Source organism: Roseibium polysiphoniae (assembly GCF_014842925.1).
Lineage (GTDB): Bacteria > Pseudomonadota > Alphaproteobacteria > Rhizobiales > Stappiaceae > Roseibium > Roseibium polysiphoniae.
Map to the genome: position 1 here is coordinate 426,538 of NZ_JACYXJ010000007.1, position 26,662 is coordinate 453,199.

The 26,662-nt window shown below is 56.4% G+C and carries 23 protein-coding genes and 1 tRNA gene; 13 read left to right on the forward strand and 11 right to left on the reverse strand.

The features are described 5' to 3' along the window. Positions 1-79 precede the first annotated feature (79 nt). Positions 80-2,005 carry a molecular chaperone DnaK gene (gene dnaK, locus IG617_RS20300; RefSeq protein WP_192111028.1) on the reverse strand — a complete coding sequence of 642 codons (1,926 nt, stop codon included), beginning with the start codon at positions 2,003-2,005 and terminating at the stop codon, positions 80-82. 248 nt (positions 2,006-2,253) lie between these two features. Here dnaK and IG617_RS20305 point away from each other — a divergent pair, with 248 nt between their 5' ends. Further along, positions 2,254-2,877 (forward strand): alpha-ketoglutarate-dependent dioxygenase AlkB family protein, encoded by a 624-nt coding sequence (locus tag IG617_RS20305; RefSeq protein ID WP_192111029.1) that lies wholly within the window; start codon positions 2,254-2,256, stop codon positions 2,875-2,877. Here IG617_RS20305 and IG617_RS21745 read toward each other — a convergent pair. The 3 genes from IG617_RS21745 to ubiE are packed head-to-tail and all read right to left on the reverse strand — an operon-like array spanning position 2,871 to position 5,696. Beyond that, complete coding sequence (locus IG617_RS21745; RefSeq protein WP_254170637.1) at positions 2,871-3,323, reverse strand: hypothetical protein; 453 nt, start codon at positions 3,321-3,323, stop codon at positions 2,871-2,873. The two genes, IG617_RS20305 and IG617_RS21745, sit on opposite strands and share 7 nt — an antisense overlap. A gap of 36 nt (positions 3,324-3,359) precedes the next feature. Beyond that, positions 3,360-4,943, reverse strand: a complete 1,584-nt coding sequence (gene ubiB / locus IG617_RS20315) for a 2-polyprenylphenol 6-hydroxylase (RefSeq protein ID WP_192111030.1) — start codon at positions 4,941-4,943, stop codon at positions 3,360-3,362. A 3-nt stretch (positions 4,944-4,946) separates the two neighbouring features. Further along, on the reverse strand, positions 4,947-5,696 hold the full coding sequence (gene ubiE / locus IG617_RS20320; protein WP_209008661.1) for a bifunctional demethylmenaquinone methyltransferase/2-methoxy-6-polyprenyl-1,4-benzoquinol methylase UbiE: 750 nt from the start codon (positions 5,694-5,696) through the stop codon (positions 4,947-4,949). A 270-nt stretch (positions 5,697-5,966) separates the two neighbouring features. On the opposite strand from ubiE, the gene mutM reads away from it, so the two are divergent. From mutM to gyrB, 8 genes are all read left to right on the forward strand, one after another. Further along, a complete protein-coding gene (mutM, locus tag IG617_RS20325) occupies positions 5,967-6,860 on the forward strand; it encodes a bifunctional DNA-formamidopyrimidine glycosylase/DNA-(apurinic or apyrimidinic site) lyase (protein WP_192111032.1) in 894 nt (297 codons plus the stop codon). Positions 6,861-6,983: 123 nt separating this feature from the next. Then, entirely contained in the window at positions 6,984-7,757 is a 774-nt protein-coding gene (locus IG617_RS20330) for an enoyl-CoA hydratase (RefSeq protein ID WP_192111033.1), read from the forward strand. Positions 7,758-7,951: 194 nt separating this feature from the next. Next, positions 7,952-8,218 (forward strand): 30S ribosomal protein S20, encoded by a 267-nt coding sequence (gene rpsT, locus IG617_RS20335; RefSeq protein WP_192111034.1) that lies wholly within the window; start codon positions 7,952-7,954, stop codon positions 8,216-8,218. Between the two features lie 646 nt (positions 8,219-8,864). Continuing rightward, positions 8,865-9,305: a rhodanese-like domain-containing protein gene (locus tag IG617_RS20340; protein ID WP_289035710.1), complete on the forward strand. Its 441-nt coding sequence runs from the start codon at positions 8,865-8,867 to the stop codon at positions 9,303-9,305. Between the two features lie 143 nt (positions 9,306-9,448). Continuing rightward, positions 9,449-10,930, forward strand: a complete 1,482-nt coding sequence (gene dnaA, locus IG617_RS20345; RefSeq protein ID WP_192111035.1) for a chromosomal replication initiator protein DnaA — start codon at positions 9,449-9,451, stop codon at positions 10,928-10,930. A gap of 166 nt (positions 10,931-11,096) precedes the next feature. Then, positions 11,097-12,215, forward strand: a complete 1,119-nt coding sequence (dnaN, locus tag IG617_RS20350) for a DNA polymerase III subunit beta (protein WP_192111036.1) — start codon at positions 11,097-11,099, stop codon at positions 12,213-12,215. 33 nt (positions 12,216-12,248) lie between these two features. Then, on the forward strand, positions 12,249-13,385 hold the full coding sequence (recF, locus tag IG617_RS20355) for a DNA replication/repair protein RecF (RefSeq protein ID WP_192111037.1): 1,137 nt from the start codon (positions 12,249-12,251) through the stop codon (positions 13,383-13,385). A gap of 144 nt (positions 13,386-13,529) precedes the next feature. Then, positions 13,530-15,983, forward strand: coding sequence for a DNA topoisomerase (ATP-hydrolyzing) subunit B (gene gyrB / locus IG617_RS20360; RefSeq protein WP_192111038.1), 2,454 nt, complete (start codon positions 13,530-13,532; stop codon positions 15,981-15,983). Positions 15,984-16,059: 76 nt separating this feature from the next. On the opposite strand, the gene IG617_RS20365 is transcribed toward gyrB, so the two are convergent. Beyond that, entirely contained in the window at positions 16,060-17,502 is a 1,443-nt protein-coding gene (locus IG617_RS20365; RefSeq protein WP_192111039.1) for an EAL domain-containing protein, read from the reverse strand. 576 nt (positions 17,503-18,078) lie between these two features. Between IG617_RS20365 and IG617_RS20370 the strand changes: the two genes are divergently transcribed. From IG617_RS20370 to IG617_RS20380, 3 genes are all read left to right on the forward strand, one after another. Beyond that, a complete protein-coding gene (locus IG617_RS20370) occupies positions 18,079-18,507 on the forward strand; it encodes a septal ring lytic transglycosylase RlpA family protein (RefSeq protein ID WP_254170638.1) in 429 nt (142 codons plus the stop codon). A 537-nt stretch (positions 18,508-19,044) separates the two neighbouring features. Further along, positions 19,045-19,121 (forward strand) — tRNA-Arg (locus tag IG617_RS20375). Between the two features lie 442 nt (positions 19,122-19,563). After that, entirely contained in the window at positions 19,564-20,520 is a 957-nt protein-coding gene (locus tag IG617_RS20380; protein WP_192111040.1) for a dihydrodipicolinate synthase family protein, read from the forward strand. Between the two features lie 206 nt (positions 20,521-20,726). Here IG617_RS20380 and IG617_RS20385 read toward each other — a convergent pair whose 3' ends face one another. Further along, positions 20,727-21,743 (reverse strand): Ldh family oxidoreductase, encoded by a 1,017-nt coding sequence (locus tag IG617_RS20385; protein WP_192111041.1) that lies wholly within the window; start codon positions 21,741-21,743, stop codon positions 20,727-20,729. Positions 21,744-21,824: 81 nt separating this feature from the next. On the opposite strand from IG617_RS20385, the gene IG617_RS20390 reads away from it, so the two are divergent. Next, positions 21,825-22,586, forward strand: a complete 762-nt coding sequence (locus tag IG617_RS20390) for a GntR family transcriptional regulator (protein WP_209008636.1) — start codon at positions 21,825-21,827, stop codon at positions 22,584-22,586. A gap of 43 nt (positions 22,587-22,629) precedes the next feature. On the opposite strand, the gene IG617_RS20395 is transcribed toward IG617_RS20390, so the two are convergent. The 5 genes from IG617_RS20395 to IG617_RS20415 are packed head-to-tail and all read right to left on the reverse strand — an operon-like array spanning position 22,630 to position 26,597. Next, complete coding sequence (locus IG617_RS20395) at positions 22,630-23,661, reverse strand: trans-3-hydroxy-L-proline dehydratase (RefSeq protein ID WP_192111042.1); 1,032 nt, start codon at positions 23,659-23,661, stop codon at positions 22,630-22,632. A gap of 9 nt (positions 23,662-23,670) precedes the next feature. Further along, the gene (locus IG617_RS20400) at positions 23,671-24,393 is read right to left on the reverse strand and encodes an amino acid ABC transporter ATP-binding protein (RefSeq protein WP_192111043.1); all 723 of its coding nucleotides are present in this window, start codon (positions 24,391-24,393) and stop codon (positions 23,671-23,673) included. Next, on the reverse strand, positions 24,390-25,052 hold the full coding sequence (locus IG617_RS20405) for an amino acid ABC transporter permease (RefSeq protein ID WP_192111044.1): 663 nt from the start codon (positions 25,050-25,052) through the stop codon (positions 24,390-24,392). The genes IG617_RS20400 and IG617_RS20405 overlap by 4 nt, the downstream gene beginning before the upstream one ends. Before the next feature lie 10 nt (positions 25,053-25,062). Continuing rightward, the gene (locus IG617_RS20410) at positions 25,063-25,725 is read right to left on the reverse strand and encodes an ABC transporter permease subunit (RefSeq protein WP_192111045.1); all 663 of its coding nucleotides are present in this window, start codon (positions 25,723-25,725) and stop codon (positions 25,063-25,065) included. A 59-nt stretch (positions 25,726-25,784) separates the two neighbouring features. Further along, entirely contained in the window at positions 25,785-26,597 is an 813-nt protein-coding gene (locus IG617_RS20415) for a transporter substrate-binding domain-containing protein (protein ID WP_202981247.1), read from the reverse strand. Between the last annotated feature and the right edge of the window lie 65 nt (positions 26,598-26,662).

Genomic DNA, 26,662 nt, shown 5'->3' on the forward strand with positions numbered 1-26,662 from the left:
ATCTTCAGGAGTGCGGCAGAAGCCTGTCGGCTTGATGACAGCGGCCCGCGGAATTTCCGCAGGCCGCTGATTACGTCGGTCAGGCAGACTTCTTGTCGTCGTCCTTGACTTCTTCGAAGTCTGCATCGACGACATCATCGTCAGCGGCAGCGGCTTCTTCACCTTCGGCACCCTCTTCGCCTGCAGCTTCCGCTTCAGCCTGGGACGCCTGGTAGATGGCTTCGCCGAGCTTCATGGAAGCTTCCGCGAGCGCCTGGGTCTTGGCCTGGATGCCTTCCAGGTCTTCGCCTTCAAGAGCCGTTTTCAGATCTTCAAGAGCAGCCTCGATGGCAGCCTTGTCTTCTTCGCTGACCTTGTCACCGTGATCCTTGACGGATTTCTCGGTGGAGTGAACAAGTGCTTCGCCCTGGTTTCTGGCTTCCACCAGTTCCTTGCGCTTCTTGTCCTCGTCCGCGTGGGATTCGGCGTCCTTGATCATCTGATCAATATCGGCGTCGGAAAGACCACCAGATGCCTGGATGCGGATCTGCTGTTCCTTACCGGTGCCCTTGTCCTTCGCGGAGACATTCACGATGCCGTTGGCATCAATGTCGAAGGTCACTTCGATCTGCGGAACACCGCGCGGTGCCGGCGGCAGACCAACCAGGTCGAACTGGCCGAGAACCTTGTTGTCGACAGCCATTTCACGCTCGCCCTGGAAGACGCGGATGGTCACAGCCGTCTGATTGTCTTCAGCGGTGGAGAACACCTGGCTCTTCTTCGTCGGGATCGTCGTGTTGCGGTCGATCAGACGAGTGAAGACACCACCAAGGGTCTCGATGCCGAGTGACAGCGGGGTCACATCGAGAAGCAGAACATCCTTGACGTCGCCCTGCAGAACGCCGGCCTGAATGGCGGCACCCATGGCAACAACTTCATCCGGGTTAACACCCTTGTGAGGCTCTTTGCCGAAGAAGGTCTTCACGGTTTCCTGGATCTTGGGCATGCGGGTCATGCCGCCAACCAGAACCACTTCATCGATCTGACCGGCGACGAGGCCTGCGTCCTTAAGAGCTGCCTTCATAGGCTCGATCGTGCGCTTGACGAGATCGTCAACGAGCGATTCGAACTTGGCGCGGGTGAGCTTCAAGGTCAGGTGCTTGGGACCAGACGCATCCGCCGTGATGAACGGCAGGTTGATTTCGGTCTGGGCAGAAGACGACAGTTCGATCTTGGCCTTTTCAGCACCTTCCTTGAGGCGCTGGAGTGCCAGCTTGTCGTTCTTCAGATCAATGCCCTGTTCCTTCTTGAACTCGGAAGCAAGGTAGTCGACCAGAACCATGTCGAAGTCTTCACCACCGAGGAACGTGTCACCGTTGGTGGACTTCACTTCAAAGACGCCGTCGCCGATTTCAAGAACCGACACGTCGAAGGTACCGCCGCCAAGGTCATAGACAGCGATGGTCTTGCCGTCGTTCTTGTCTAGGCCATAAGCCAGGGCAGCCGCGGTCGGCTCGTTGATGATGCGCAGAACTTCAAGGCCGGCGATCTTGCCTGCATCCTTGGTTGCCTGACGCTGTGCATCGTTGAAGTATGCGGGAACGGTAATAACCGCCTGGGTCACAGTCTCGCCGAGATAACTCTCTGCGGTTTCCTTCATCTTCTGAAGAATGAAGGCAGACACCTGAGACGGGGAATACTTGTCGCCGTTGGCTTCAACCCAAGCATCGCCGTTGTCGCCCTTGACGATCTCGAACGGAACGAGCTTCTTGTCCTTGGCGACGGTCGGGTCGTCGAACCGGCGGCCGATCAGACGCTTGACGGCGAAAAGAGTATTGGTCGGGTTGGTGACAGCCTGACGCTTGGCAGGCTGGCCAACAAGGCGCTCACCATCATCAGAAAAAGCCACCATTGACGGCGTGGTGCGTGCACCTTCCGCATTTTCAATAACTTTGGGATCTTTACCGTCCATGACGGCGACGCACGAGTTTGTCGTGCCGAGGTCGATACCGATGACCTTTGCCATATTAGCCTCTCTTTCCAGCAAACCGGAATGACCCGTAACGGCATCCTTCCGGTTCCTCTTCACAAATATCCGGGACAGCACCCGGTCGTTGCACCTTGGCGCAACGCTCGAACGCTATATAGGAGGATGAAACTGCCCCTGCAAGACACCTGAAGCAAGGCATTTGCAGGCATGGCCTGTATTCTCGATAATTCTTCCAAGTTCGTTACCACCGCCACCGCATCACCCGGTTATCCAAGGTAAAGACCATGACCAAAGGTCACCCGCCGCCCGCCGGCTTTCGTTTGCTGCCTGAGTATTTCGACCGTGAGGCCCAGGAAGCCCTGGTCGATGAGCTCAGGCTTGTTCTGGCGAAGGCGCCTTTGTTCCAGCCCAAAATGCCGAAAACCGGCAAGGCCTTCTCGGTTCGGATGAGCAATTGTGGCTCGCTTGGCTGGGTCGCAGACATCAACGGCTATCGCTACCAGCCAACACATCCGACCACCGGCGAAAAATGGCCGGAGATGCCCTCAGCCCTTCGCAAGCTTTGGAAAGCTGTCGCCGCCGATGCGCCAGAACCGGAGGCCTGCCTGATCAACTACTATGCGACCACTGCGAAAATGGGCCTGCACCAGGACAAGGATGAAGACATGTTCAGCTCGCCGGTTGTCTCGGTCTCACTCGGCGATACAGCAACTTTCCGCATTGGCGGCACGACGCGAAAGGCCCCGACCAGCTCCATGCGGCTGACATCTGGCGATGTTGTAGTTCTCGGAGGAGAGTCGCGCCTTGCCTACCACGGCATCGACAGGGTCTTGCCCGGCAGCTCAACACTTTTAAAGAATGGTGGCCGGATCAATCTGACTTTGAGACGGGTGACGCCGGATCAGTGACGCGCGGCCAGATAGGATGCCGGATCGGGATTGGCGATCATCATGGTATCACGCCAGAACACTTGCTCTGCGTTGATCAGCTCAAGCTCCCAAACGCAACCAATCACGGGCCGCTCTGTCGAACTCAACGGCTCTCGTGCGCCATAAAGTGTCCGCCGGATGTGTTGGCACAGGACACAGCCCTGAACCCACCAGTAGAATGAATGTGTGATACCGGTCTCGCCCAGATGCAAGAGCGCAAAACCAAGCCCATTGTCTTGCCCTTCCGCCGACACCCGCGGAGGCAATTCAGCTTCGGCAATCGCCTTGGCCTCGGCTATGTTCTCTTGGGAAACGATCTTCCCAGAGGCTGCGATTCCATAGACCTTCAGCTGAAGGGGCTTGACCAACCACAGTCCGAGATCAGCGACAGCGCGAGGATGATAGATTTCCGCTTCAGCTGCCATCGCCTCATCTCTCTCTTATGGTGTTTGCCGGGACCGTCAGAACAGATCGCGTGCAACAATGCCAATAAGCGCCGCTGCGATCACCCACAGGGCAATGCGGCCCGACCTGGTGTGACGGGCTTCCGCCTTGCCGATGGCTTCTGCCGTGTCCTTGTCGAAACGCAGGCCCTTGGACGTCATCTTCTCGAATTCTTCCGACATCCTGCCGACACGGTCTGCGAACAGCGGCAGATCATTGGCAATGCGGCCCATGGCGCCGATCGCCTCGCCAGCATCTCGCAGTTTGCCAACCGGGCCAAGATTGTCGCGTATCCAGGAGCCGACGACTGGCTCTGCCGTATGCCACATATCCAGATGCGGATTCAGCGTGCGCGCCACGCCCTCAACCACGACCATGGTCTTTTGCAGCATGATCAACTGTGTCTGCGTGCGCATCTCAAAGAGTTCGGTAACCTCGAACAGCTGGGTCAGGAGCCGCGCCATGGAAATCTCGCTAGCGTCGTGACCATGGATCGGCTCCCCGATCGCGCGGATCGCCTGGGCGAACATGTCGACATCCTGATGCGCCGGCACATAGCCAGCCTCAAAATGAACCTCAGCGACGCGGCGATAGTTCCGGGTGATAAAGCCAAACAGGATTTCTGCCAGGAACCGGCGCTCCTGCTTGCTCAAACGGCCGGTGATACCAAAATCGACTGCAATCAGCGTACCGTCAGGCTCAACGAAGAGATTGCCCTGGTGCATGTCCGCATGGAAGAAACCGTCACGCAGCGTGTGACGCAGGAAGCTCTGAATGACATTGGCGCCCAGCGCCTCGAGATCCAGACCGTCCTCTCTAAGGCCCTCGACGTCCGACATTTTGCGGCCGTCGACCCATTCCATGGTCAAAACGCCCTTGGCCGTGCGAAGCCAATCAACCTCGGGCACGCGGAAACCGGGATCTTCCGATGTATTTTCAGCCATCTCCGACAGACCTGCCGCTTCAAGACGGAAGTCCATTTCCATGGCCACAGACTTGGCAAGAGTGTCAACCACCGCGACCGGACGCAACCGGCGTGACGGCGGATGGAACCTCTCGGCGAGACGTGCAACGAGATAGAAGCTTTCGAGATCGCGCTGGAACCGCCTCTGAACCCCGGGACGCAGAACCTTGACCGCGACCTTCCGGACCTCGCCATCCTTGCCGCGAAGCATTGCCGGATGAACCTGTGCGATGGAAGCTGCAGCCACGGCTTCGCCGAACTCGACAAATATCTCGTCGACCGACTGGCCGAGTTGCTCGGCGACCGCCTTGCAAGCGGCCTCGTGCCCAAAGGCGGGGAGTCGGTCCTGCAAGGCCGACAACTCCAGAGCTGCCTCCTTGCCCACAACATCAGCACGGGTCGCGAGGAACTGTCCCAGTTTGACGTAAGACGGCCCGAGCCGGTTCATCGCATCAGAAAGACGGAGTTCGGCGCTCTTGTTCTTGACCGAGCGCCTTTCCAGCAACCGCGCGCAGGCGATCGCGATGCGTGGAGCAGCAGGCAAGTCAGGCAGATACGCAAGCCCAAAGACCCCTTCGCGGGCCATGACAAAACCGGCCTTGGCCAGACGGAAAAGCGGCGCGACGGCAAACCCCATGGATCAGAGCTTCCAGCCGGAATGCAGTGCGGCGATGCCACCGGAGTAGTTGCGGTAGGTCACACGCTCGAAACCCGCCTCGCGGATCATCTCTGCGAAGCGCTCCTGGCTCGGGAACTTGCGGATTGATTCCACCAAATAGCGATAGGGTTCGCCGTCGCCGGTCACCATCTTCCCCATCGCCGGGATCGCATTGAACGAGAACCCATCGTAGATCTTGTCGAGAACAGGAACGTCGACCTCCGAGAATTCAAGGCAGAGAAAACGTCCGCCGCGTTTCAGGATACGGCGCGCTTCGCGAAGGGCCTTGGGAATATTGGGCACATTCCGAATGCCAAACGCGATCGTATAGGCATCAAAACTCCTGTCGGGAAACGGAAGTTCCTCGGCGTTGCCTTGCGAGAAGGTGATCAGATCAGAGAGGCCGGCCTTTTCCGCGCGATCACGGCCAACAGACAGCATCGAACCGTTGATGTCGCAGACCACTGCCTTTGCCGTGTCATTTGATCGACGCACGACGCGTGTTGCGATGTCACCGGTTCCGCCCGCCACATCCAGCAGGCGCCATCCGCGCGCTGACGACTTTGGCGGCGCAAGAACAGACACCATCGCATCCTTCCACACACGGTGCAGTCCGCCGGACATCATGTCGTTCATGACGTCATAGCGCTCGGCGACCTTGTGGAACACGTCATCGACGAGCGCCTGTTTTTGACCTTCCCCGACCGTGGTGAAGCCAAAACTTGTCGGCATGTCTTCCGGTGTACGGGCCGAGACCCGTTGGGATGAAGAAGCGTCCTGCGCCATAGTCATGTCTCCTGACCGACACGGCGGACGGCTGAAACAGCCGTCTGATCGTCATGTCGCATATCAAGCTGCTTTTCCAACGGATGCGCTTGAATGGCAAGCACATCACTCCAATTTGGAGCGGAACATAGTACATGGCCATGGCAAGCGCTATGTTCCCGCCCGTCAAAACCAATATGCCGCGTCCCTCACCGGCATCGAATAACGGAAGACCCCATGCCTGAACTGCCCGAAGTCGAGACTGTCAAGCGCGGCCTTGCGCCGACCTTCGAAGGTGCCTTGATCGAAAAGCTTGACCAGAACCGGGCGGATTTGCGGTTTCCCTTTCCAGAGAATTTTCGCGCGCGGCTCACTGGTCGGCGTGTCATCGCGCTTTCACGGCGTTCTAAATATCTGCTTGCTGACCTGGATAGCGGCGACGTTCTGGTCATGCATCTGGGAATGTCCGGGTCGTTCCGGATCGAAGTCGACGAGGACGTTTCAACGCCCGGCGACTTTACCCACGCAAAATCCAAGAACGAAAAACATGATCACGTGGTTTTTCATCTGGCGACCAGCGCCGGCGGAGCGGCGCGCATCCATTATAATGATCCTCGCCGCTTTGGTTTCATGACGCTTGTTCCGCGACCGGATCTTGGCGAACACGCCCTCTTTCGCAACATCGGGATCGAGCCTCTGGGCAATGAACTCGACGGCGCGCGGATCTCCGCCCTGTTCGCAGGCAAGAAGGCTCCCCTCAAATCAGCACTTCTGGACCAGAAGCTGATCGCCGGACTGGGTAACATCTATGTCTGCGAAGCCCTCTGGCGCACCGGACTTGACCCCAGACGTGCCGCTGGAACGATTGCCGGAAAGAACGGCAGGGCAACCAAACGCACGTTTGCGCTTGCCGCCCATATTCGCGATACGCTGACTGAAGCGATTGAGGCGGGCGGATCGAGCCTGCGCGATCACACTCAGGCAGACGGTACGCTCGGCTATTTCCAGCACCGCTTCGCCGTCTATGACCGGGAAGGTGAGCCTTGCCGGACACCGGGCTGCACATCATCCATCGAGAGAATTGTTCAATCAAACAGGTCGACATTCTACTGCCCCACCTGCCAGCGGTGATTTCTTCGCGGGTCGTCTCGACCTGCACACCTCCGATTTCATAGCTCAGCGGTTGCCAGCGCGTGTAAAGGTCGGCTACGCCTTTCAACCAGATGATTTGAACTTGGTTTGGGAGTGAACCAGATGGGATATGAAAACATTCGCGTCGAAACACGCGGCAAGGTCGGGCTGATCACACTGGATCGCCCCAGCGCCCTGAATGCGCTCAACTCGGCCCTGATTGACGAGCTGAACACCGCCCTGTCCGGTTTCGAAACAGATGAGCGCATTGGCTGCACAGTGATCACGGGCTCGGAAAAGGCATTTGCCGCTGGCGCCGACATCAAGGAGATGGGCAGCCTCGACTATATGGAAGCCTATCTGAGCGATTTCATCACGTCCTGGGAACAGGTTTCACGCACGCGCAAGCCGGTCATTGCGGCGGTTGCCGGCTATGCGCTCGGCGGCGGCTGCGAGCTGGCCATGATGTGCGACTTTATCATTGCGGCCGACACTGCGAAATTTGGCCAGCCCGAGATCACGCTTGGTGTCATGCCGGGCGCCGGAGGAACACAGCGGCTAACGCGCTTCGTCGGCAAGTCCAAAGCCATGGACATGTGCCTGACCGGACGCATGATGGAAGCTGAAGAGGCTGAGCGGTGCGGCCTTGTCAGCCGCGTTGTGCCGGCGGACGAGCTTCTGGAGGAAGCTCTCAAGGCCGCAGAGAAGATTGCAGATTTCTCGCTTCCCATTGCGATGATGACCAAGGAAAGCGTCAACCGGGCCTACGAGACAACTATGTCGGAAGGCATCCGTTTCGAGCGCAGGGTCTTTCACAGCATGTTCGCGACGGAAGACCAGAAGGAAGGGATGAGCGCCTTTGCCGAAAAGCGCAAACCTCAATTCAATAACAAATAAAAGCCGCGAAAGAATCTCGCACGGACGCGCCGATCACCATTGACGCGGCCGCGCGGCACGATTATAAGCTGCCCGCAACCGGTGGCGGGACCTCTCGCCGCCGTCGTTTTTTGATCGGGTACCCTTATCGCCCTGGCGTATGGCTTTCCCGATTGTAACCGGACTTAGTTCCACCACGGATCAGGATTGAGCCCATGGCCAATACACCCTCGGCCAAGAAGGCGGCCCGTAAGATTGCCCGCCGGACGGCCACGAATAAAGCTCGTCGGAGCCGCGTGCGGACCTACCTGCGTCAAGTCGAAGAAGCAATTGCTTCCGGCGACCAGGCAGCCGCCAGTGACGCTCTGAAAGCTGCTCAGCCCGAGATCATGCGCGCTGCGACGAAGGGCGTTCTTCACGCCAACACCGCATCTCGCAAGGTTTCTCGCTTGAATGCACGCGTTAAGGCCCTCAGCGCCTAAATCTACGCCACTTTGACGTTAAAAAACCCGGTCCTCGCGGCCGGGTTTTTTTTAGCCGTGCAAAAATGCGTCAACACACGCCGGCTAAGGAAATTTTTGCCATCGGGAGTTTTCGCTATAGAGCGCCTTGGCAATTTTTTCTCATTATTTCCAAGCACTTATCGACACGTGATCCGAACAGAGCCTGCTCAAACCGGATTCGACGTGTGTCAAGAGTAAACATGATTCATTTTTTTGATGCCCCCAACTTACCCCCCAACCAGGTGCCTTGATCAGGAAAAATCCAAGCGGCGAAAAGCATTTGGCTCATAGCCCGGACGGGACGGTCAAAGAGTGACGCTGCGGAGCTTTGCGCCTTGCTTACGATTTGTTCATCAGAGGCTGTTGCCGGGCCGAAACGGGCTGTATATGTTTAGATCAACAGGCGGACGAAGATCCGTACTAAAACGAAACAAAAAAGTGGTCTGGGCAAGTCATGAAAATTCGAAGCATTGAAATAAAGATTTTCCCACTCAGTCATTTTTACAATGAATACACAGCAGTATTTAATCTGCGCTAGTCCTTCTCTTCGAAGTCACTAATCTCTCAAAAAATCGCTAGAAGAAACGCAGCAACAATGGCTTCGCCATTGTAAAAGGGGGCTGTTGTGCAAAACTCCATCCAATATGCAGGCGACGTAGACGCGAAAACCGCGCATGACGCCATTGCGGAACAAGACGGCGCCGTCCTGGTCGATGTGCGCACACAAGCAGAGTGGACTTTCGTCGGCGTGCCAGATTTGCGTGCGCTTGGCGGCGAGCCTTTGTTCGTGGAATGGCAGAGCCTTCCGCCTGCGCAGCCAGTCAAGGATTTTGTTGGCGATTTGGCCAAAAAAATCTCTGCGAAAGGACTTGACCAGAGCGCCCAGATCTACTTTCTGTGCCGCTCCGGCGTAAGGAGCCAATCTGCAGCCATCGCGATGACGCAGGCAGGCTACGCCCATTGCTATAACATTGCTGGTGGTTTTGAAGGCCCTCTTGATCAAGACGGTCATCGGGGAACTCAGTCTGGCTGGAAGGCCGCCGGACTGCCCTGGATCCAGAATTAACTCACCTGCCTGGAGCAGGCTAAGGCGGTAGCGATCGTTGCCGTCAACCTAACAATCGTCCCAATCGGGATATAAAAAAGCTGCTTGAGCAGCATCAACCAGGACGGCTGTGGCGGATCGTCCTTAAACAGGAGGCGGAAGTAATGCAGGTTCAGGAGGCAAGTGGCTCTGAACACTGGAACCGTGTTAAAAAGCGGCTCCGCGCCGAGCTTGGAGATGACGTTTTCTCCAGCTGGTTCGCACGAGTGGATCTTGAAGAACATAACGACGGAACGGTGCGGTTATCTGTGCCCACACGGTTCTTGAAGCAGTGGATTCAATCTCACTACAATGAGCGGCTGATGGGCCTTTGGAAGGGTGAGTGCGATAATGTGCACAAGATCGAGCTCACCGTCCGCGGCGCCATGCGCCCGCGCCAGGTCGCAGCTCCGATTGCGCCGGGCCTTGCCGGTCCCAAGCGTCCGAAGGCGTCGCCTGCATCCGACCAGCGTCTGGACGGCTTTTGCGACACCAACCAGGTTGCCGCGGCACAGGCCGTAACAGCTGCACTGGGTCGTGGTGACGCGTCAAATGATGTCACCCGTGACGTTCTTCAAGGCGCAGCTCTCGACCCTAAATACACGTTCGAGACGTTTGTCGAGGGCGACTCCAACGGCTTGGCACTCGCAGCTGCTCGTCAGGTCGCTTCCGGCGGCGCCGTGACCTTCAACCCGCTCTATCTGCATGCTTCGGTTGGCCTTGGTAAGACCCATCTGATGCAGGCTGTCGCGGCGAAGGTTCGCGCCTCGGGCCGAAAGGTTCTGTACCTGACGGCAGAACACTTCATGTATCGCTTCGTTTCTGCGCTGAAGGCCCAGTCGGCTCTCGCGTTCAAGGAGACCCTGCGCACCATCGATCTCCTCCTGATCGATGACATGCAGTTTCTTCACGGCAAGCAGGTGCAGCAGGAGTTCTGTCACACGCTGAACGCTCTCATTGACGGCGCACGGCAGGTGATTGTCGCAGCCGACCGGGCACCATCGGAACTCGACACACTCGACGACCGGGTTCGGTCACGTCTGTCGGGCGGCCTCGTCGTCGGCATTCAGGAACCTGATTTCTCTCTGCGTCGCAACATCCTGACCACTCGCGTGAGCCAGGCCCAACGCAGCTATCCAAACTTCGAAGTTCCAGATCCTGTACTCGACTATGTCGCCAAGCACGTCGCATCTTCCGGACGGGACCTTGAAGGCGCCCTGAACCGGCTGGTCGCACACAATCAGCTGACCAACCAGCCGATCACGCAGGAAATGGCGGAATTGACCCTTCGGGATCTTATCCGCTCGAGCGAGCCGCGACGGGTCAAGATCGAAGATATTCAGCGCGTCGTGTCGAAGCATTACAATGTGACAAAGGCAGATCTTCTGTCGGCGCGCCGTACACGGACAATCGTCCGGCCCCGGCAGATTGCCATGTACCTTGCAAAAGTCATGACTCCGCGGTCTCTTCCCGAGATCGGCCGCCGCTTTGGCAACCGGGACCACACGACAGTTTTGCATGCGGTTCGCAAGATTGAAGAACTGGCCCGTGGCGACCACGGACTGGCGCAGGAGCTGGAACTGCTGAAGCGCATGCTCGACGCCTGACAATATTACAAAATAATCATCAAAATCAGGGGCGTCCAAGCGGGCGCCCCTCTTGCATTTACCTGCAGTTGAGGGCAGTGTCTTCCCCCCGCTCCCACCATGGGGAGCGTCAGATTTCCTTGGCCGAGGACACCTCTTCGGCGCCTTAAAAGTACGGACCTTGCGTATGAAAGCGACCCTCGAGCGGACCGACCTCCTCAAGTCCCTGACCCATGTTCATCGGGTTGTCGAGCGCCGTAACACCATTCCGATCCTGTCCAACGTCCTGCTCCGCGCCGAAGATGGCGCGTTGAAGCTCAAGGCGACCGATCTGGATCTGGAAATTCTGGAAACGGTTCCGGCAATGATCGAAATGCCCGGTGCGACGACCGTTCCGGCACACATGATCTATGACATCGTGCGAAAGCTGCCGGATGGTTCACAAGTCGTTCTGGAAACCACCAGCGACAATGCAACGCTCGAAATTCGTGCAGGACGTTCGAAGTTTGCGCTTCAAATGCTGCCGGAGACAGATTTCCCGGATCTCACAGCGGGCGATTTCACGCATGGTTTCACATTGAGCGCGGGCGATATTCGCAAGCTGATCGATGCGACGCAATTCGCCATCTCCACGGAAGAGACCCGGTATTACCTAAACGGCATCTATATGCATGCCGTCGATACGCCGGAAGGCTCGCGATTCAGGGCTGTCGCAACCGATGGCCACCGCCTGGCGCAGGCCGAAGTTCCGGCGCCGTCCGGATCTGCCGGGATGCCGGGCATCATCGTACCGCGCAAGACCGTCGGCGAGATTCAAAAGCTTCTCGAAGAGCCGGGAGCAGATGTCCAGATCGAGCTGTCTGACACGAAAATTCGCGTCACGACGGCTTCGGTTGTCCTCACATCGAAACTGATCGATGGTACATTCCCGGACTATGGCCGCGTCATTCCGCAAGGCAACGACAAGGAAATGCGCGTCGATCGGGATGAATTCAAGGAAGCTGTCGACCGCGTGTCGACGATTTCCTCCGAGCGCGGGCGCGCGGTCAAGCTGTCGCTCAGCGAGGGCCGACTGGTTCTGGCGGTGAACAATCCGGATTCTGGCAGTGCGACGGAAGAACTTGCCGTTGAATATGATGACGATCCGCTCGAAATCGGCTTCAACTCTCGCTACCTGCTCGACATCGCCAATCAGCTGAACAGCGACACCGCGCTCTTCCGTTTGGCGGACAGCGGATCTCCAACGCTGGTGCAGGACAATACGATCGAGGATTGCCTGTTCGTTCTGATGCCGATGCGCGTCTAGGTGCCAAGCGAAAAGCTTGCGGGATGAGGTTCCATGGCTGACAGAAGGTCGGCGGCGCTCAGCAGCCTGACTCTGACCAACTTCCGGAACTATGAGCACCTCGATCTTGCCTTCTCCAAGCCCTTGATCGCGTTCGTCGGCGACAATGGCATCGGCAAGACCAATATTCTGGAAGCAATCTCCTTCCTGACGGCCGGCCGCGGGCTTCGCCGCGCGCCCTTTGCCGATGTTGGCCGCATGCGCGGACCTGGCAGCTGGAGTGTGTCGACGATCCTGAACCAAAACGACGACGAAACCCGCATTGGCACCGGATTGACCAATGGCGAAGCTGGTCGACGCGTTCGGATTGATGGCGAGGATGTCCGGTCCTCCGAGGCCCTGCTCGACTACATGCGTGTGCTTTGGCTCGTCCCGTCGATGGACGGGCTGTTCACCGGTCCTGGGTCTGACCGGCGCAGGTTTCTGGACCGATTGACCTTGGCCATAGATCCCACGCATGGGCGACGTGTCAGCAATTTCGAGAAAGCGCTCCGGCAACGGAACAAACTTCTGGACCACGGCGGCTCTTCAGACTTCCTTTCGGCCATTGAGACACAGGTTGCCGAACTGGGCACAGCGGTCTCATTGGCACGAAGTGAAACGGTCACTCTCCTTGGCGAGACCGTGAAGGCCCAGGCTGAGACAGGCCTTCCTTTTCCCCTTGCAACGCTGACGCTCGATGGCGCCTTTGAAATGGCGACGCGCGGCATGAGCGCGTCTGACAGGGAGGACCACTACAGGGACTTGCTGTCAGAAGGGCGCGGGCGCGATCGCGCCGTGGGCAGAACGCTTATGGGTCCGCATCTGTCGGACCTCATTGTGCGGCACGCCGCCAAGGACATGCCCGCGGCTCAGTCTTCGACCGGTGAACAAAAGGCGCTCCTGATCGGCCTAGTCCTTGCTCACGCTGAACTTACCGCCTCGATCACGGGAATGACGCCGGTCCTACTGCTTGATGAGATCGCAGCTCATCTCGACCCAAATCGCAGAAAGGCCCTGTTCACGCGCTTGCTGGACCTGGGCGGTCAGGTGTTCATGACAGGCACCGATGCATCGCTTTTCGAGGCACTTCCTCAAGAAGGTGAGGTCTTTGAGATCTCGCCCGATGGCGCGGCGCTGGTCGAGCGGTAAAGGCTGCTCCAAAATCGCCGGAATTCCATTGTTTTCCACCGCTATGGGCGCCACATCCGTGGTATGGCTTAGCTTTGGTTGAACGGCCTGCCGAACCCCTTATAACAGGGGATTAAATCTAAAAATGACTGGTGACTGATTCGCATGAGCGACACTTCCGATCCCGAAACTGTTCCGACGCCCGAAGCTGAGGTATCTGCCGAATACGGCGCAGATTCCATCAAGGTCCTGAAGGGGCTCGACGCTGTGCGAAAGCGACCGGGAATGTACATCGGTGACACCGATGACGGATCCGGCCTCCATCACATGGTCTACGAAGTCGTCGACAACGCAATCGATGAAGCCCTGGCCGGTCATGCCGATCATGTGACCGTGGCGCTGAATGCCGATGGATCCGTTACCGTCTCAGACAACGGGCGCGGCATTCCGACCGACATGCATTCGGAAGAGGGTGTATCCGCGGCCGAGGTCATCATGACCCAGCTGCACGCGGGCGGAAAATTTGACCAGAACTCCTACAAGGTATCGGGTGGTCTTCACGGCGTCGGCGTCTCTGTGGTGAACGCGCTTTCCACCAAGCTGGAACTGCGCATCTGGCGCAACGACCAAGAGCATTACATGTGCTTTGCCCATGGTGATGCGGTGAGCCCGCTGGAAGTCGTTGGACCAGCCAGCGGCAAGAAGGGCACCGAGGTCACATTCCTTCCTTCGCCGGAAACTTTCACCAGGATCGAGTTTGATTTCGCAACGCTCGAGCACCGGCTTCGCGAACTCGCCTTCCTCAATTCCGGTGTCCGTATCATCCTGACCGACAAGCGCGGCGTAGAGCCCGTTGTGGAAGAGCTTTTCTACGAGGGTGGCCTCGAGGCTTTCGTCCGCTATCTGGACCGGGCCAAACATCCGCTGATCGAAGAGCCAATTACGGTCAGTTCCGAAAAGGACGGCATCACTGTCGAAGCCTCCATGTGGTGGAACGACAGCTACCATGAACACGTTCTGTGCTTCACCAACAACATTCCTCAGCGTGACGGCGGCACCCACCTTGCAGGTTTTCGTGCGGCCCTGACCCGTCAGCTCACCGGATATGCCGAAAGCACCGGCCTGATGAAAAAGGAAAAGGTCTCCCTTTCCGGCGACGATTGCCGTGAAGGCCTGACCTGCGTTCTGTCCGTGAAGGTCCCGGATCCGAAGTTCTCCTCGCAGACCAAGGACAAATTGGTGTCCTCCGAGGTGCGGCCTGTGGTCGAGAACCTTATTTCCGGCGCACTCTCGGAGTGGCTGGAAGAAAACCCGACACCTGCCAAGTCGATCGTTTCCAAAGTGGTGGAAGCTGCCTCCGCACGCGAAGCTGCGCGAAAGGCGCGCGAGCTGACACGCCGCAAGGGAGCGCTCGACATAGCATCCCTGCCAGGCAAGCTTGCCGATTGTCAGGAGCGCGATGCGTCCAAAGCCGAACTGTTCCTGGTGGAGGGCGACTCAGCTGGTGGCTCTGCCAAACAGGGCCGGCATCGTGAAAATCAGGCCGTACTGCCGCTGCGAGGCAAGATCCTCAATGTGGAACGTGCCCGTTTCGACAAGATGCTGTCTTCCAATGAAATCGGTACGCTGATCACGGCCCTGGGCACCGGGATCGGAAAAGAGGAATTCAACCTGGAAAAGCTGCGCTATCACAAGATCATCATCATGACCGATGCTGATGTCGATGGTGCCCACATCAGAACCCTGCTTCTGACCTTCTTCTTCCGTCAGATGCCAGAGCTAATCGAGAACGGTTATATCTACATCGCCCAACCGCCGCTCTACAAAGTGAAGCGCGGGCAATCTGAGCAATATCTGAAGGACCAGCAGGCCCTTGAAGACTATCTGATCTCGTCCGGGCTTGAAGATACTTCGCTGACCCTTGCCAATGGCGAAGTCCGGACCAGCGAAGATCTACGCGCAGTCGTTGAAAAAGCCCGCGCGATTGCGGGTATTTTCGACGGCCTGCACTCTCGGTACAACCGCGATGTCGTTGAACAAGCGGCGATCGCCGGCGCGCTCACCGAAGACACGCTGAACGACAGCGCAAAGGCGGCCGAAGCCGCGTCCTATATCGCGCGGCGGCTCGACATTCTCGCAGATGAGTTCGAACGCGGCTGGGAGGGCGAGGCCCGGGATGATGGCAGCCTTGTCTTCAAGCGTATGGTCCGCGGTGTTGAGGAAGTGGCCATCATTGATGCTGCCCTGCTTGGTTCAGCAGATGCCCGCCGCTTGAATGCTGATGCCGGCCACCTGCAAGAGATCTACGGCAAGGCGGCGACGCTGCGCCGGAAGGACACCCCCCACGAGATCCGTGGTCCGCGGGCCCTTCTGCAGCAGATCTTTGGATTCGGACAGAAGGGCATCTCGCTGCAACGCTATAAAGGCCTTGGCGAAATGAACCCCGGTCAGCTCTGGGAAACGACACTCGACCCCAACGTGCGGTCACTGCTTCAGGTCAAGATCCGCGAAGCGGACGATGCGGACGACATCTTCACCAAGCTAATGGGAGATGAAGTGGAGCCGCGCCGCGAATTCATTCAGGATAACGCGCTGAACGTCGCCAATCTGGACGTCTGACCAGGCCACTGTCATCTTCTTCTAACAACGCACTTAAACGGAGCAGCTTTCTGCTCCGTTTTTGTTTCTACAGCTGTCAAAGGTTGCCTTCGGGCCATGGCTCCGGGCGGCCGACGTAGAAGCCCTGGGCCGCATCAACGTTTAGCTGCTGCCAAAACGCCAGCTCTGGCTCGGCTTCCACATTCTTCGCAATCACGCGGATGCCAAGGTCATGAGCTGCGGCAATCATTCGCTTGAGGAGCATGCGTTTTCGGTCATGCGCTGAAGCAAAGGTGCTGAGGGTCGGGTCGAGCTTTATCCAGTCGACCTTCAGCTCGGTCAGCCGCTCGAGCACGGGCCAGTGCCCCGCGAAGTCGTCGATTGCAGTCTGACAACCAAGTTCAGAGACAAAGCGAAGGAAATCCTCGCAAAGATCCGGCTGCCGCAAGTAGTCTTTCTCCGAGATTTCCAGGCACAGGCGTCCCGCCAAAAGCGGCTCGGATGACAAGCGGCTTTTCAGGAGATCTTTCAGATAGTCGTCGGCAAGCGCGCCCATGGACAGGTTCACCGCAAACCAGCGCCGCTGTTGAGAGATCGAGATGGCGTCCAGCACCTGATCCAGTGTCCAGCGGTCCACCTGAGACATGAATCCGGACCGTTCAGCAGAGGCGATCAGCGCGCGTGGTGTGCAGACAAGTTCTTTTTCCCCCTTAAGACGAAGAAGGATCTCCGAGCCCAGAATTGCCTTGCTGGCGAGCGCAATGATTGGCATCGCATGAAGGAAAAGATCCTTCATGCGAAGGTCTTCCGGTTGCCAGGTCGGGAGCTCCAGTGAACGCGCTTCCTCTTCCAGATCAAAGGCCTGGACATTGACCGCGCTCCCACCCTCTGCCTTGCCCCGCAGACATGCCTTGTCTGCCTGATGCAGGATATGGATGGGTTTCACGCGCGCCTGCGCAATGAAATCCTGTTTGAGGTAACATATCCCGATCGAGCCCTTGATGGTGAAAAACCGACTGCCGGATTTCAGACCAAGTCGCTTCATCCTCACCTGAAGTCTGTTTGCAATTTCCAGCGCTTCAGCCTCGGTTGGAACCTGCATCAGGCCGACGAATTCATCGCCGCCAAGTCTCGCGGCCAATCCGTTCTCCGCAAAGACAGCCTTCAGACAATCGGCGACGAGGCACAGCATCTCGTCTCCCGCGGCATGACCTGCGAGGTCATTGACCTTCTTGAAGTCATCGAGATCCAGGTAGAAAATCGACAGGCCATCATGCGGGCCGTCGCGCATCAAGTCGACGTGGCGCTCAAGCTCTTTGAAAAGGGCACGACGATTGGCCAGGCCTGTCAAATCATCGACGTGAGCAAGCTGGCGGATCTCTTCGATCTCCACCGATTGATCCTGAACGGTCTCTTCAGTGTCAGCGAACCTCAGCAGAAATGCGTCTTCGGATGCCATCCCGAACGCGACGCGGGCAATTGACAGCGCTGGAGCAATCACGTGGCCAGAGCGGTCAAGCAGAACACCTTGGAGATCCATATGCGCAGACGCCGTCGCCGCCAGGCATGCCCTCTGCCAACGCTTCCAGCTTTCTTGAGAAAGAAGTTCCGACAAATACCGGCCGTCCGCGCGACCGTCCGTTTCCGGAAACCGTTTTGCAAAATGCGAATTTACGGCGAGACACCGACCATTCCGATTCACAAGCGCTGAACGTTCAGGCAAAACGTCAAGCAAGGACATGCAAGCATTTATCCAACGCTCTTCAACCTTATCAACGCTAACACGCGATTTATCTGGTATTAATCTCCAGCCATTTTGCAAGAGATCTTCCTTTCGAAAAACATATTTTCGAAAGCCGATACCAAATACTATAGACGGCTGTTCGATACTGATTTTACAGATAACATGACCGACCCTTCAATCTTGGCCCCGTGATTATTACCCACAGCTCAAGCAAGCATATTGGTTAATACTTGGTAAATCTATTCAGCTGAATTTTAGCGTTTGGACGTGAATGAATGCCTCTTCGGGCACCTCATTTTGGTCATTTGCGAGAGTTACACTGACGGCATAGATCCAATGCGCCTGACGCCCAACCTGCGCGGAGACCGCCTCATGAAACACCGGTGTTTGTTTCAGATGCTCCAACTTGTCTTTTTGAGTGCGATCGCTCTTCCAATCGTTGCCCCCATAGGCCCCGGCGCGTCAGCAAAGGCCATGGAGCATTGCGGAAAAGCCTCCTGGTATGCTTTGACAAGCCGCACGGCCAGCGGCGAGATGGCCGATCCATCCTCTCTCAGCGCTGCGCACCGAAGCCTGCCTTTTGGAACCATGGTTCAGGTGAAAAACCTCAAAAACGGCAAAACAGTTGTTGTCCGGATCAATGATCGCGGCCCCTTTGTGAAGGGGCGGATCATCGACGTCACCCGCGCAGCAGCGGTTGAGCTGGGGTTTCTGTCGCGCGGAGTGACCAAAGTCGAGGTTCGTCTTGCATCGGAGTCCGCGCCTTTGAAATTCAGCAAAACACCCGTTTGCGGCGACTAAATTCCAACCAGGGCCTGATGATAAGGTTTCAGTATCAATTAAGCATCAAAACTGATCGATCCAGACATTCTAAATCAATTATTTAAATGCATATCGGTAATGACAAACCATTTAGACCTTTGTAGGATTGCCGCCGTGGTCGATGGGGCCATGTGCACAGTAACTTTTTTCGCGCGGTCCTTCGGGAACCGCGCGTTTTTTTTGAATAACTCAAGACATTGATAAGTTTGGAGAGTTCACAGCCAGCTGCTTGAGCGCCACAGCTTCTGGTTTTACAGCTCAGCCGTTCAACCTGGCTTTTCCTACCCCATGCAGCAGATCACTCCTGGCTTGCCGGGTATGCGGACCGTCATCGGCGACGGGCGCCGGAACGATCAATCGTCTCCCTTTCTCAGCCCAAGCGATCTGCAACTTTCACCCAGCTTCTGGCTGAAGGCCCATCCAGCCTGTCCAAAATCAAAAGAAAGCAATTGAAGCCCGTTGGCCAATCGGCTATCAAAACCGTCTATCCGCCCGGCTCAGCCGGAAGCCGGTTCCGCACCCGTAGCTCAGCTGGATAGAGCGCTGCCCTCCGAAGGCAGAGGTCACAGGTTCGAATCCTGTCGGGTGCACCAATTTCGTTCAAAGCGCCGAACATCTGCCAAAGCTTTTTGCTGGCCCGAGATGGCGTTGTCAATCGCCGCCTTGCGGACCGTGTCCCGCTGATCGGAAAATCGTTTCTTTGGCGTCGGTATGCTCCTCGCCCGACCTGATATACATCTAAAAATTCTCCAACAATTCGGACAAGTTCTAATGGCCAGGACCAACGGCACTAGGCTTTGATGCGGCAGCTTGTTTAAAAAGGCGACGCGCGGAGTCAGCTGCCTTGCAAATTAAGAATGGATGTTGGATACATAATACACAACCTCTTTGAGCAACGTCTTTTCGGTACGGGTCATTCCTCCACCAAGGCAGACCTTAGCCGCGCCAATCACGCTCAACGGTGGCTCCGGTTATATGTTGCATAACCAGCAATCCGGATCAGTTGTGAGCGGACCAAATATCGAGGAAACAAAGATGCCCAATATCTTCACCGGCACGATGCCTGCGCTGATGACCCCCTGCAAAGAAGATCGCAGTCCCGACTTTGATGCGCTGGTGAAAAAGGGCAAGGAGATGATCGCGGCAGGCATGTCCGCCGTTGTCTATTGTGGATCGATGGGCGATTGGCCGTTGTTGAGCGACGAACAGCGGATGGACGGCGTTGAGAGGCTCGTGAAAGCCGGTGTTCCAGTTGTTGTGGGGACAGGAGCGGTCAATTCAAAGTCAGCAACAGCGCTGGCTGCTCACGCGCAAAAGGTCGGCGCGGCTGGCCTGATGGTCATCCCACGCGTCTTGTCACGCGGGACCTCTGCCATCGCACAGAAGAACCACTTCAAATCCATTCTCCACGCAGCTCCCGATGTGCCGGCTATCATCTACAATAGCCCAGTCTATGGCTTTGCGACGCGTGCCGATTTGTTCTTTGCTCTGCGAGCCGAGCATCCAAACCTTGTTGGCTTCAAGGAGTTTGGCGGCAAGGATGACCTTCGTTATGCCGCCGAGCACATCACCTCCCAGGACGACCAGGTGACCTTGATGGTCGGCGTCGACACTGAAGTTTTCCATGGCATTGTCAATTGCGGGGCAACCGGTTCGATCACCGGAATCGGCACGGCATTACCGAAAGAGGCTTTGCTTCTAGCCACGCTGTCGCAAAAAGCGGCCACCGGAAGCTCGGAGGCTCGCAAACGCGCCTTGGAACTGGAAGAAGCGATGTACGTCCTGTCCAGCTTTGATGAAGGCACTGATCTGGTTCTTTATTACAAGCACCTTCTGGTCCTCAACGGCGAGGAAGAATACCGTCTGCACATCAATGAAACAGACGCTCTGACGGACGCTCAGCGCAACTATTGCGAACAACAGTATGCGCTTTTCCGTAACTGGTTTGCTGACTGGGCAAAGCAAGGCGGGGTCATTGCCGAGTGTATGTAACCAGTCCCCAAAGAGACGCGAAATTGACGCCTACAGCCCTCAACAGAGCCCCGACATCCTTGGGTCGGGCCTGTAATTAGGCATGAAGGCTCTTTCAATCGTTGGCGCTTGGCCGATGAGGCCAATTCGCATCATCTGGGGTAGAGCAGCACAGTGCTTTTTAGTCCGGCTTTGCGGCGAGAACCAACAGCCTGAAGCCTTTCAGATCAAGGCAGTAAAGCTTGCAGGTCCTCATAGAGACCCACAGAAATCTCGACATATCCTCGTTCCAGATTGCGCGCACGGGCAGCGAAGCGGCGCTGTGAAGGCAAGCGAGCGCCCTGCTCTGTAATATCCGCGAACAATCGTTCAGCGCGCGCATCATTTCTTGCAAGCTCACCATTGGAAAACTGCCCCAGATCAAACGCGAGCAGGATTTGCCCATGGTAGGGCGCCCCGGATTTTCCTTCAGCAAATTCCATGCTTTCCAGGCTGGTCAAGTCATCAATCAATGGACCGGCCAGCAGTTCAATCATGATGGACAGCGCTGATCCCTTGTAGCTGCCAAAGGTCAGCATAGCGCCTTCCATTGCCGCATCAGGATCATTCGTTGGCTTGCCATACTTGTCGATTGCGACACCATCGGGCAATGGCTTTCCAGCTCTTTTGTAGAGTTCAATTTCACCGCGCGCGAATGCACTTGTGGCAAAATCGAATGTGAACGGAGCACCGCCTTGACGCGGCCAGCTAAAGGCCAGGGGATTGGTGCCCAGAGTTCCCCGTGTCCCACCCGCCGGAGCAACCCATGAATGACTGGGGACCATGGTCATCGCCGCAAAGCCTTCCTGCGAAAGGCGTTCCACTTCAGGCCAAAGCGCCGAGAAATGAAAGCAATGATTGATCGCAACTGCGGCAATCCCGAATTCTCGCGTCTTTTCAATCAACAGCGGGACAGCTTTTTCCATCGCCAGCAAGGACATTCCGCCCCTTGCATCAGCCTTTACAATTGCTTTGCCTGCGTCAGAGATGACCGGTGTGATCTGCCCGTCAATCTTGCCGGCCTTTATGGTCTCAATGCACATCAGCAAGCGAAAAAGACCGTGCGACTGGCAGTCGTCCAATTGGCAGGTATAGAGCATTTGGGCAATGGAACTGGCGTGAGCACTGTCGTAGCCAGCATGCGTCAATACGTTGTTTGCGAGCGTTAATACATCATCCAACTCAATTTCGACGGTTTTCTGCATCTGCTTGAATTTTCCAATCTAATCTTACGCGGATTTTGGATACAATATTTGTGCGCCGCCGCATATTGTTTTCTACCATGAATGGAACGCGGTATTCTGTTGGAATTTCAGCCTGAAGGAGATAATTGTATCCAAAATTCGAAACAGAATGAGAACTTCAAAGTGTCCAGCAAACGCGCGATCGTCCGCCAAAGTCTCCCAGACGCTATAGCAAGTGATATTCGAGAACGTATCCTGAATGGCGAGTTGGAAGAAGGCCTCACAATACGGCAAGAGGCGCTGGCGGAAGAATATAATGTCTCGCGCATGCCTGTCAGAGAAGCCCTCAAACGGCTTGACGCTGAAGGTCTGGTGCAACTCACCAACAATTTGGGTGCCACCGTTACCAAACACTCCCTGGATGAAATAGGCGAGATCTTCGACCTACGCATTTTGATTGAAGTGGATCTATTTCGGCGCGCTATCCCGGCCATGACGCCCCCCCACCTTCAGAAATGTGAAGAAATTCTGGAAGCAATGGAGAGCTCCTATGATGCTGACGACGTCGGCAAATGGGGTGCGCTCAACTACGACTACCATTCTGCTCTCTATGCAGCTGCCAACCGCAGCCTAACAAACGACGTGCTGCATCGGATCAACCTTCAATCCGACCGTTATGTGCGCATGCATCTCAGTGTGATGCAGCAACGCGATCCTGCTGCCAAAGAACACCGCGAACTGCTTGAGTTTGCCCGCGCAGGGAAAGCTGACGAGGCATGTGACGTGCTCACGCGTCATATTGCGCAAACCAAGAAAAACCTACTGAGGTTGATGATCGACAAGCGCGCGGACGAAGACAGCTAGAGGGCAGCACCGCCTCTTGAGGCGTTCAAGACGCCAGTCGGATCTATTTGTAGCGCGGCCACGTATCAGACAAGCGGTAGCCCTCGGGCCATGGATCCTCTGGGTCCAGCATGTGCTGATGTGTCCCGGTGATCCAGCCGCGCCCGCTGATCTGTGGACGTATTGCCGGAACGGTACCGACCTCGGTCAACCCAAGAATCTCCCCCTCGAATTCCGAACCGATGATCGAGACGGCGGTCATCCTGTCCCCGACCTTCATCTCGCCCCTGGCCTGCAACAAGGCCATGCGCGCCGATACGGCTGTGCCGGTTGGGGAGCGATCAAGTTTGCCGGGTTGGATGGAGACAACCGACTTCGCGCGCAGGCCTGATGCGTCACGCTGCAGCTCGCCCGCAAAAAGACAGAAGGAATGATGCCGCCATTCCGGCTGCAATGGATGATTGAATTCCAGCTGTTCATTCGCCGCGTTGGTGATCTTGACGCCAAGCTGGGCGATTGCCTGTGCCTCATCGACCACAAGCGCGATCCCTAGTGTCTGTGGATCGACGACGACAAAGCTATCGCCGCCAAAGGCCGTATCAACATGGATCGTGCCGATGCCTTCGATCTCCAGCGGCACATTCAGAAAGCCGGTAAAAGACGGCAGGTTTTCGACCTCGATCCTTTGCGCCTTTCCATTGGCGCAATGTGCCCGCACGTGCACAAGCCCGCCGGGCGCTTCAAGGACCATTTCGGTTACCGGTTCCTGCATCGCCACGATGCCGGTATCAAGAAGCACGGTGGACACACAGATGGAATTCGACCCGGACATCGGAGGCGTGTCTTCGGGTTCCATAATGATCCAGGCGGCATCCGCATCCGGGTGCTTCGGCGGCACCAACAGGTTCACATGACGGAAAACACCCCCACGCGGTTCGTTCAGAACAAAGTTGCGTAGCACCTCGTCTTGCGCAATCCAGTTTCGCTGTTCCCAGATCGTATCTCCGGGGGGCGGCGCAACCCCACCGACAATCACATCACCGACTTCACCCTCTGCGTGGCAGGACACGACGTGGATCACTTTGGTACTACGCATTGTCTCGTCTCACCGGATATTGGACAGAAATTTTTGTAAATGCTCTGACTTGGGTGAACCGAAGATTTCTGCGGGGGTATCGATCTCTTCAATAACGCCCTGATGAAAAAACGCGACGCGGTCGGAAACATCTCTCGCAAAGCTCATTTCATGCGTGACACAGATCATGGTCATGCCTTCTTCCGCCAACAATCGCATGGTGTCCAGAACCTCGCCCACCAACTCAGGGTCAAGCGCCGAAGTTGCTTCATCGAACAGCATGTACTCTGGCTCCATCGCCAAAGCCCTCGCAATCGCGAGGCGTTGTTGCTGCCCGCCGGACAAAGCACTTGGATAGACATCAAACTTGTCTCCCAAGCCGACATGCTCCAATTGCCTGGCCGCAATTTCCCGCGATTCAGCCTTGGATTTTCCTTTGACGATTTGAGGCGCCAAGGCAACATTTTGCAACGTGGTCAGATGCGGGAAACTGTTCCATTGCTGGAAGACCATCCCCAGCTTCTGGCGCAACGCGTTGATATCAGTGCCTTTTGCATGCACGTCAATGCCATCAACAACGACCGAACCCGCCTCGATCGCCTCAAGGGCGTTGATGCAATACAACAGGGTCGACTTGCCCGACCCTGATGCCCCGATAATCGACAGCACTTCGCCATTTGGCACATCAAGGTCTATGCCCTTAAGGACCTGCAACGATCCATAGAACTTCTCTAGTCCACGAATTTCAATCATGAGGCCCAACGTTTCTCAAGGCTCGCAGCGTAACGCGAAATTGGATAGGACAATGCGAAGTAAAACGCGCCCGCAATTGTTAGGATCAACAGAGGCTCCTGCGTACGGGTGATTAGAATTTGGCTTGCCTTCAATAATTCAACATACCCAAGGACAGACACCAGCGCGCTGTCCTTCATCACCCCAAGCGCCACCCCCACCCAGGACGGGAATACCGCTCGTGTACCGATGGGCAGCACGACATAGCGAAGATCCTGCCAGTAGCTCATCCCAAGAGAGCGGGCGGCACGGCGCATCGATGGACTAACGGCCTCCATTCCGCCCCGAGCAACATTGGCCACGAGAGCGGCGCAATAGATCGACAGAATGACCACACCGGAGAGGAATGGATCAAGGATCAGTCCAATGATGGGCGCAAAATTATAGAACAGCACGAGCTGAATGATCAGCGGTACGGATCGGAAGACATCCAACAACGGACCCAGAATCAGAACTGCGGCCCAACGCCCCTCGAAGAGCATCCAGCCGAAAACGACGCCCAGCGCCGTCCCGATTGTGATCGATAGAGTAGAGATCAGCAGCGTGCGCCATGCCGCCTCGGCCAGAAACCAGAGGTCGCTGATCCGGAAATCGAAGAAGAAGCTTGCCGTCGGTTCCATTGGCCCACCCTCAATATCTGAACAGGCGGGCGGCCAACAAACGTGAGGCACCCAGAATAATTTTGACGATGACGTAGTAGATAATGGCCGTCACGGCGAAGTATTCGAAAATACGGTAAGTTCGGCTCGCCAGAGCCTGCGTTTCGCCCGAGAGTTCCCGAAACCCCACCAACATTCCCAAAGAGGATATCAAGACAGCCCAAACCATTTGGTTGGTCAGCGGATGATAAACGATCCGAAACACCTGCGGGATAATGATCCGCGTATAGGTCTGCCATGCTGTCATACCCAGTGATCGCGCCGCACGTACTTGGGTAACTGGAATAGCCTGAAACCCGCCACGAAAATTTTCTGCCAGGTAGCCCGCACAGTTAAAGCTCAACGCCGCCAAAACAATTGCGTATGGCGACATGTGGATCCCCATTGCACCCAGACCAAAGCCGAAGAAAAACAACTGAAACAACGCTGGCGTGTTCCGGGCCAACTCAACCCAAGCAGTGGCGAACCACCTTACCGGGCCCTTCAAATACAGGCGGATCAACGCGAGGCCGAGGCCCACAACGATCCCGATGATCATGGCCAAGACGGCCACCTCAAGGGTCGTCAGTCCAGCCGCCAGCAGATCCGGCAGGTTTTTCAGAACCGGCCGCCAATGAAAGTGGTAATCAAACACGTCTGAGACCCCGCCCTGCGTAATCCCCGCCCATCCTGCTGATGGGCGGGGGACCTGACTTAGTACATTACGCCAGGAATGCGCAGTTCAGGTGCGTCTCCACCAACATATTTGCCCCAAAGCTCCTGATAACGACCGGAGCGAACCTGATGGGTTACAAACAAGTTCAGGTAATTCAGCCAAGTGACGTCCTTACGCTTGCCGACAACCGACGTGTAATCCGTGGTCCAGGGCATACGCGGGCCAGCGATGATGGTGTCATATTGCTTCGTGATCGGCAGGACGGCGGTGTTCGTCGTCAGACCGATGTCGGCCTTGCCCTGCGCAACAGCGAGGAACACTTCGTTTTCCGACTGATAGCCCTGATAGTTTGCTTCCTCACCCCATTCGGCGGCAATCTTGAGCCATTCTTGCTCGGGAACGGTGCCAATCGCTGCGGCAACACGCTTGCCACGGATATCTTCGAAAGTTGAGATTCCGCTGTCGGCGCCGACCACACCTTGCGCATAGTAGATTGCGTAAGGAATTGAGAAACCAACAGTTTTGGCGCGTGAGAGGCTGTCGGAAGTGCCGCCGAACACAACATCAGCACGTCCAGTAACGATGACCGGCAAACGCTCGGACCAAGTGAGAGGTAAAATCTCGTACTCGACTTCAAGCGCTGCAGCCAGATCTGCGCAATATTCAACATCGAACCCAGCCGGTTCGTTGTTCTCGTCACGATAACCAATTGGCGGAAAATCCAGAACGACGCCACAGCGGAGTGTGCCGCGATCTACCACATCGTCGAGCGTGTCAGCGACCGCGACGGTGCCAAAAACCGAGGTCAGAAACGCCGCTGCGGAGAGAGCGGCAAGCATGGTCTTTTTCATTTCAATTGCCTCTTGAAGGTGAGTTGCTGATTTCTTGTTTTTATATTGGATACAATATACAATAA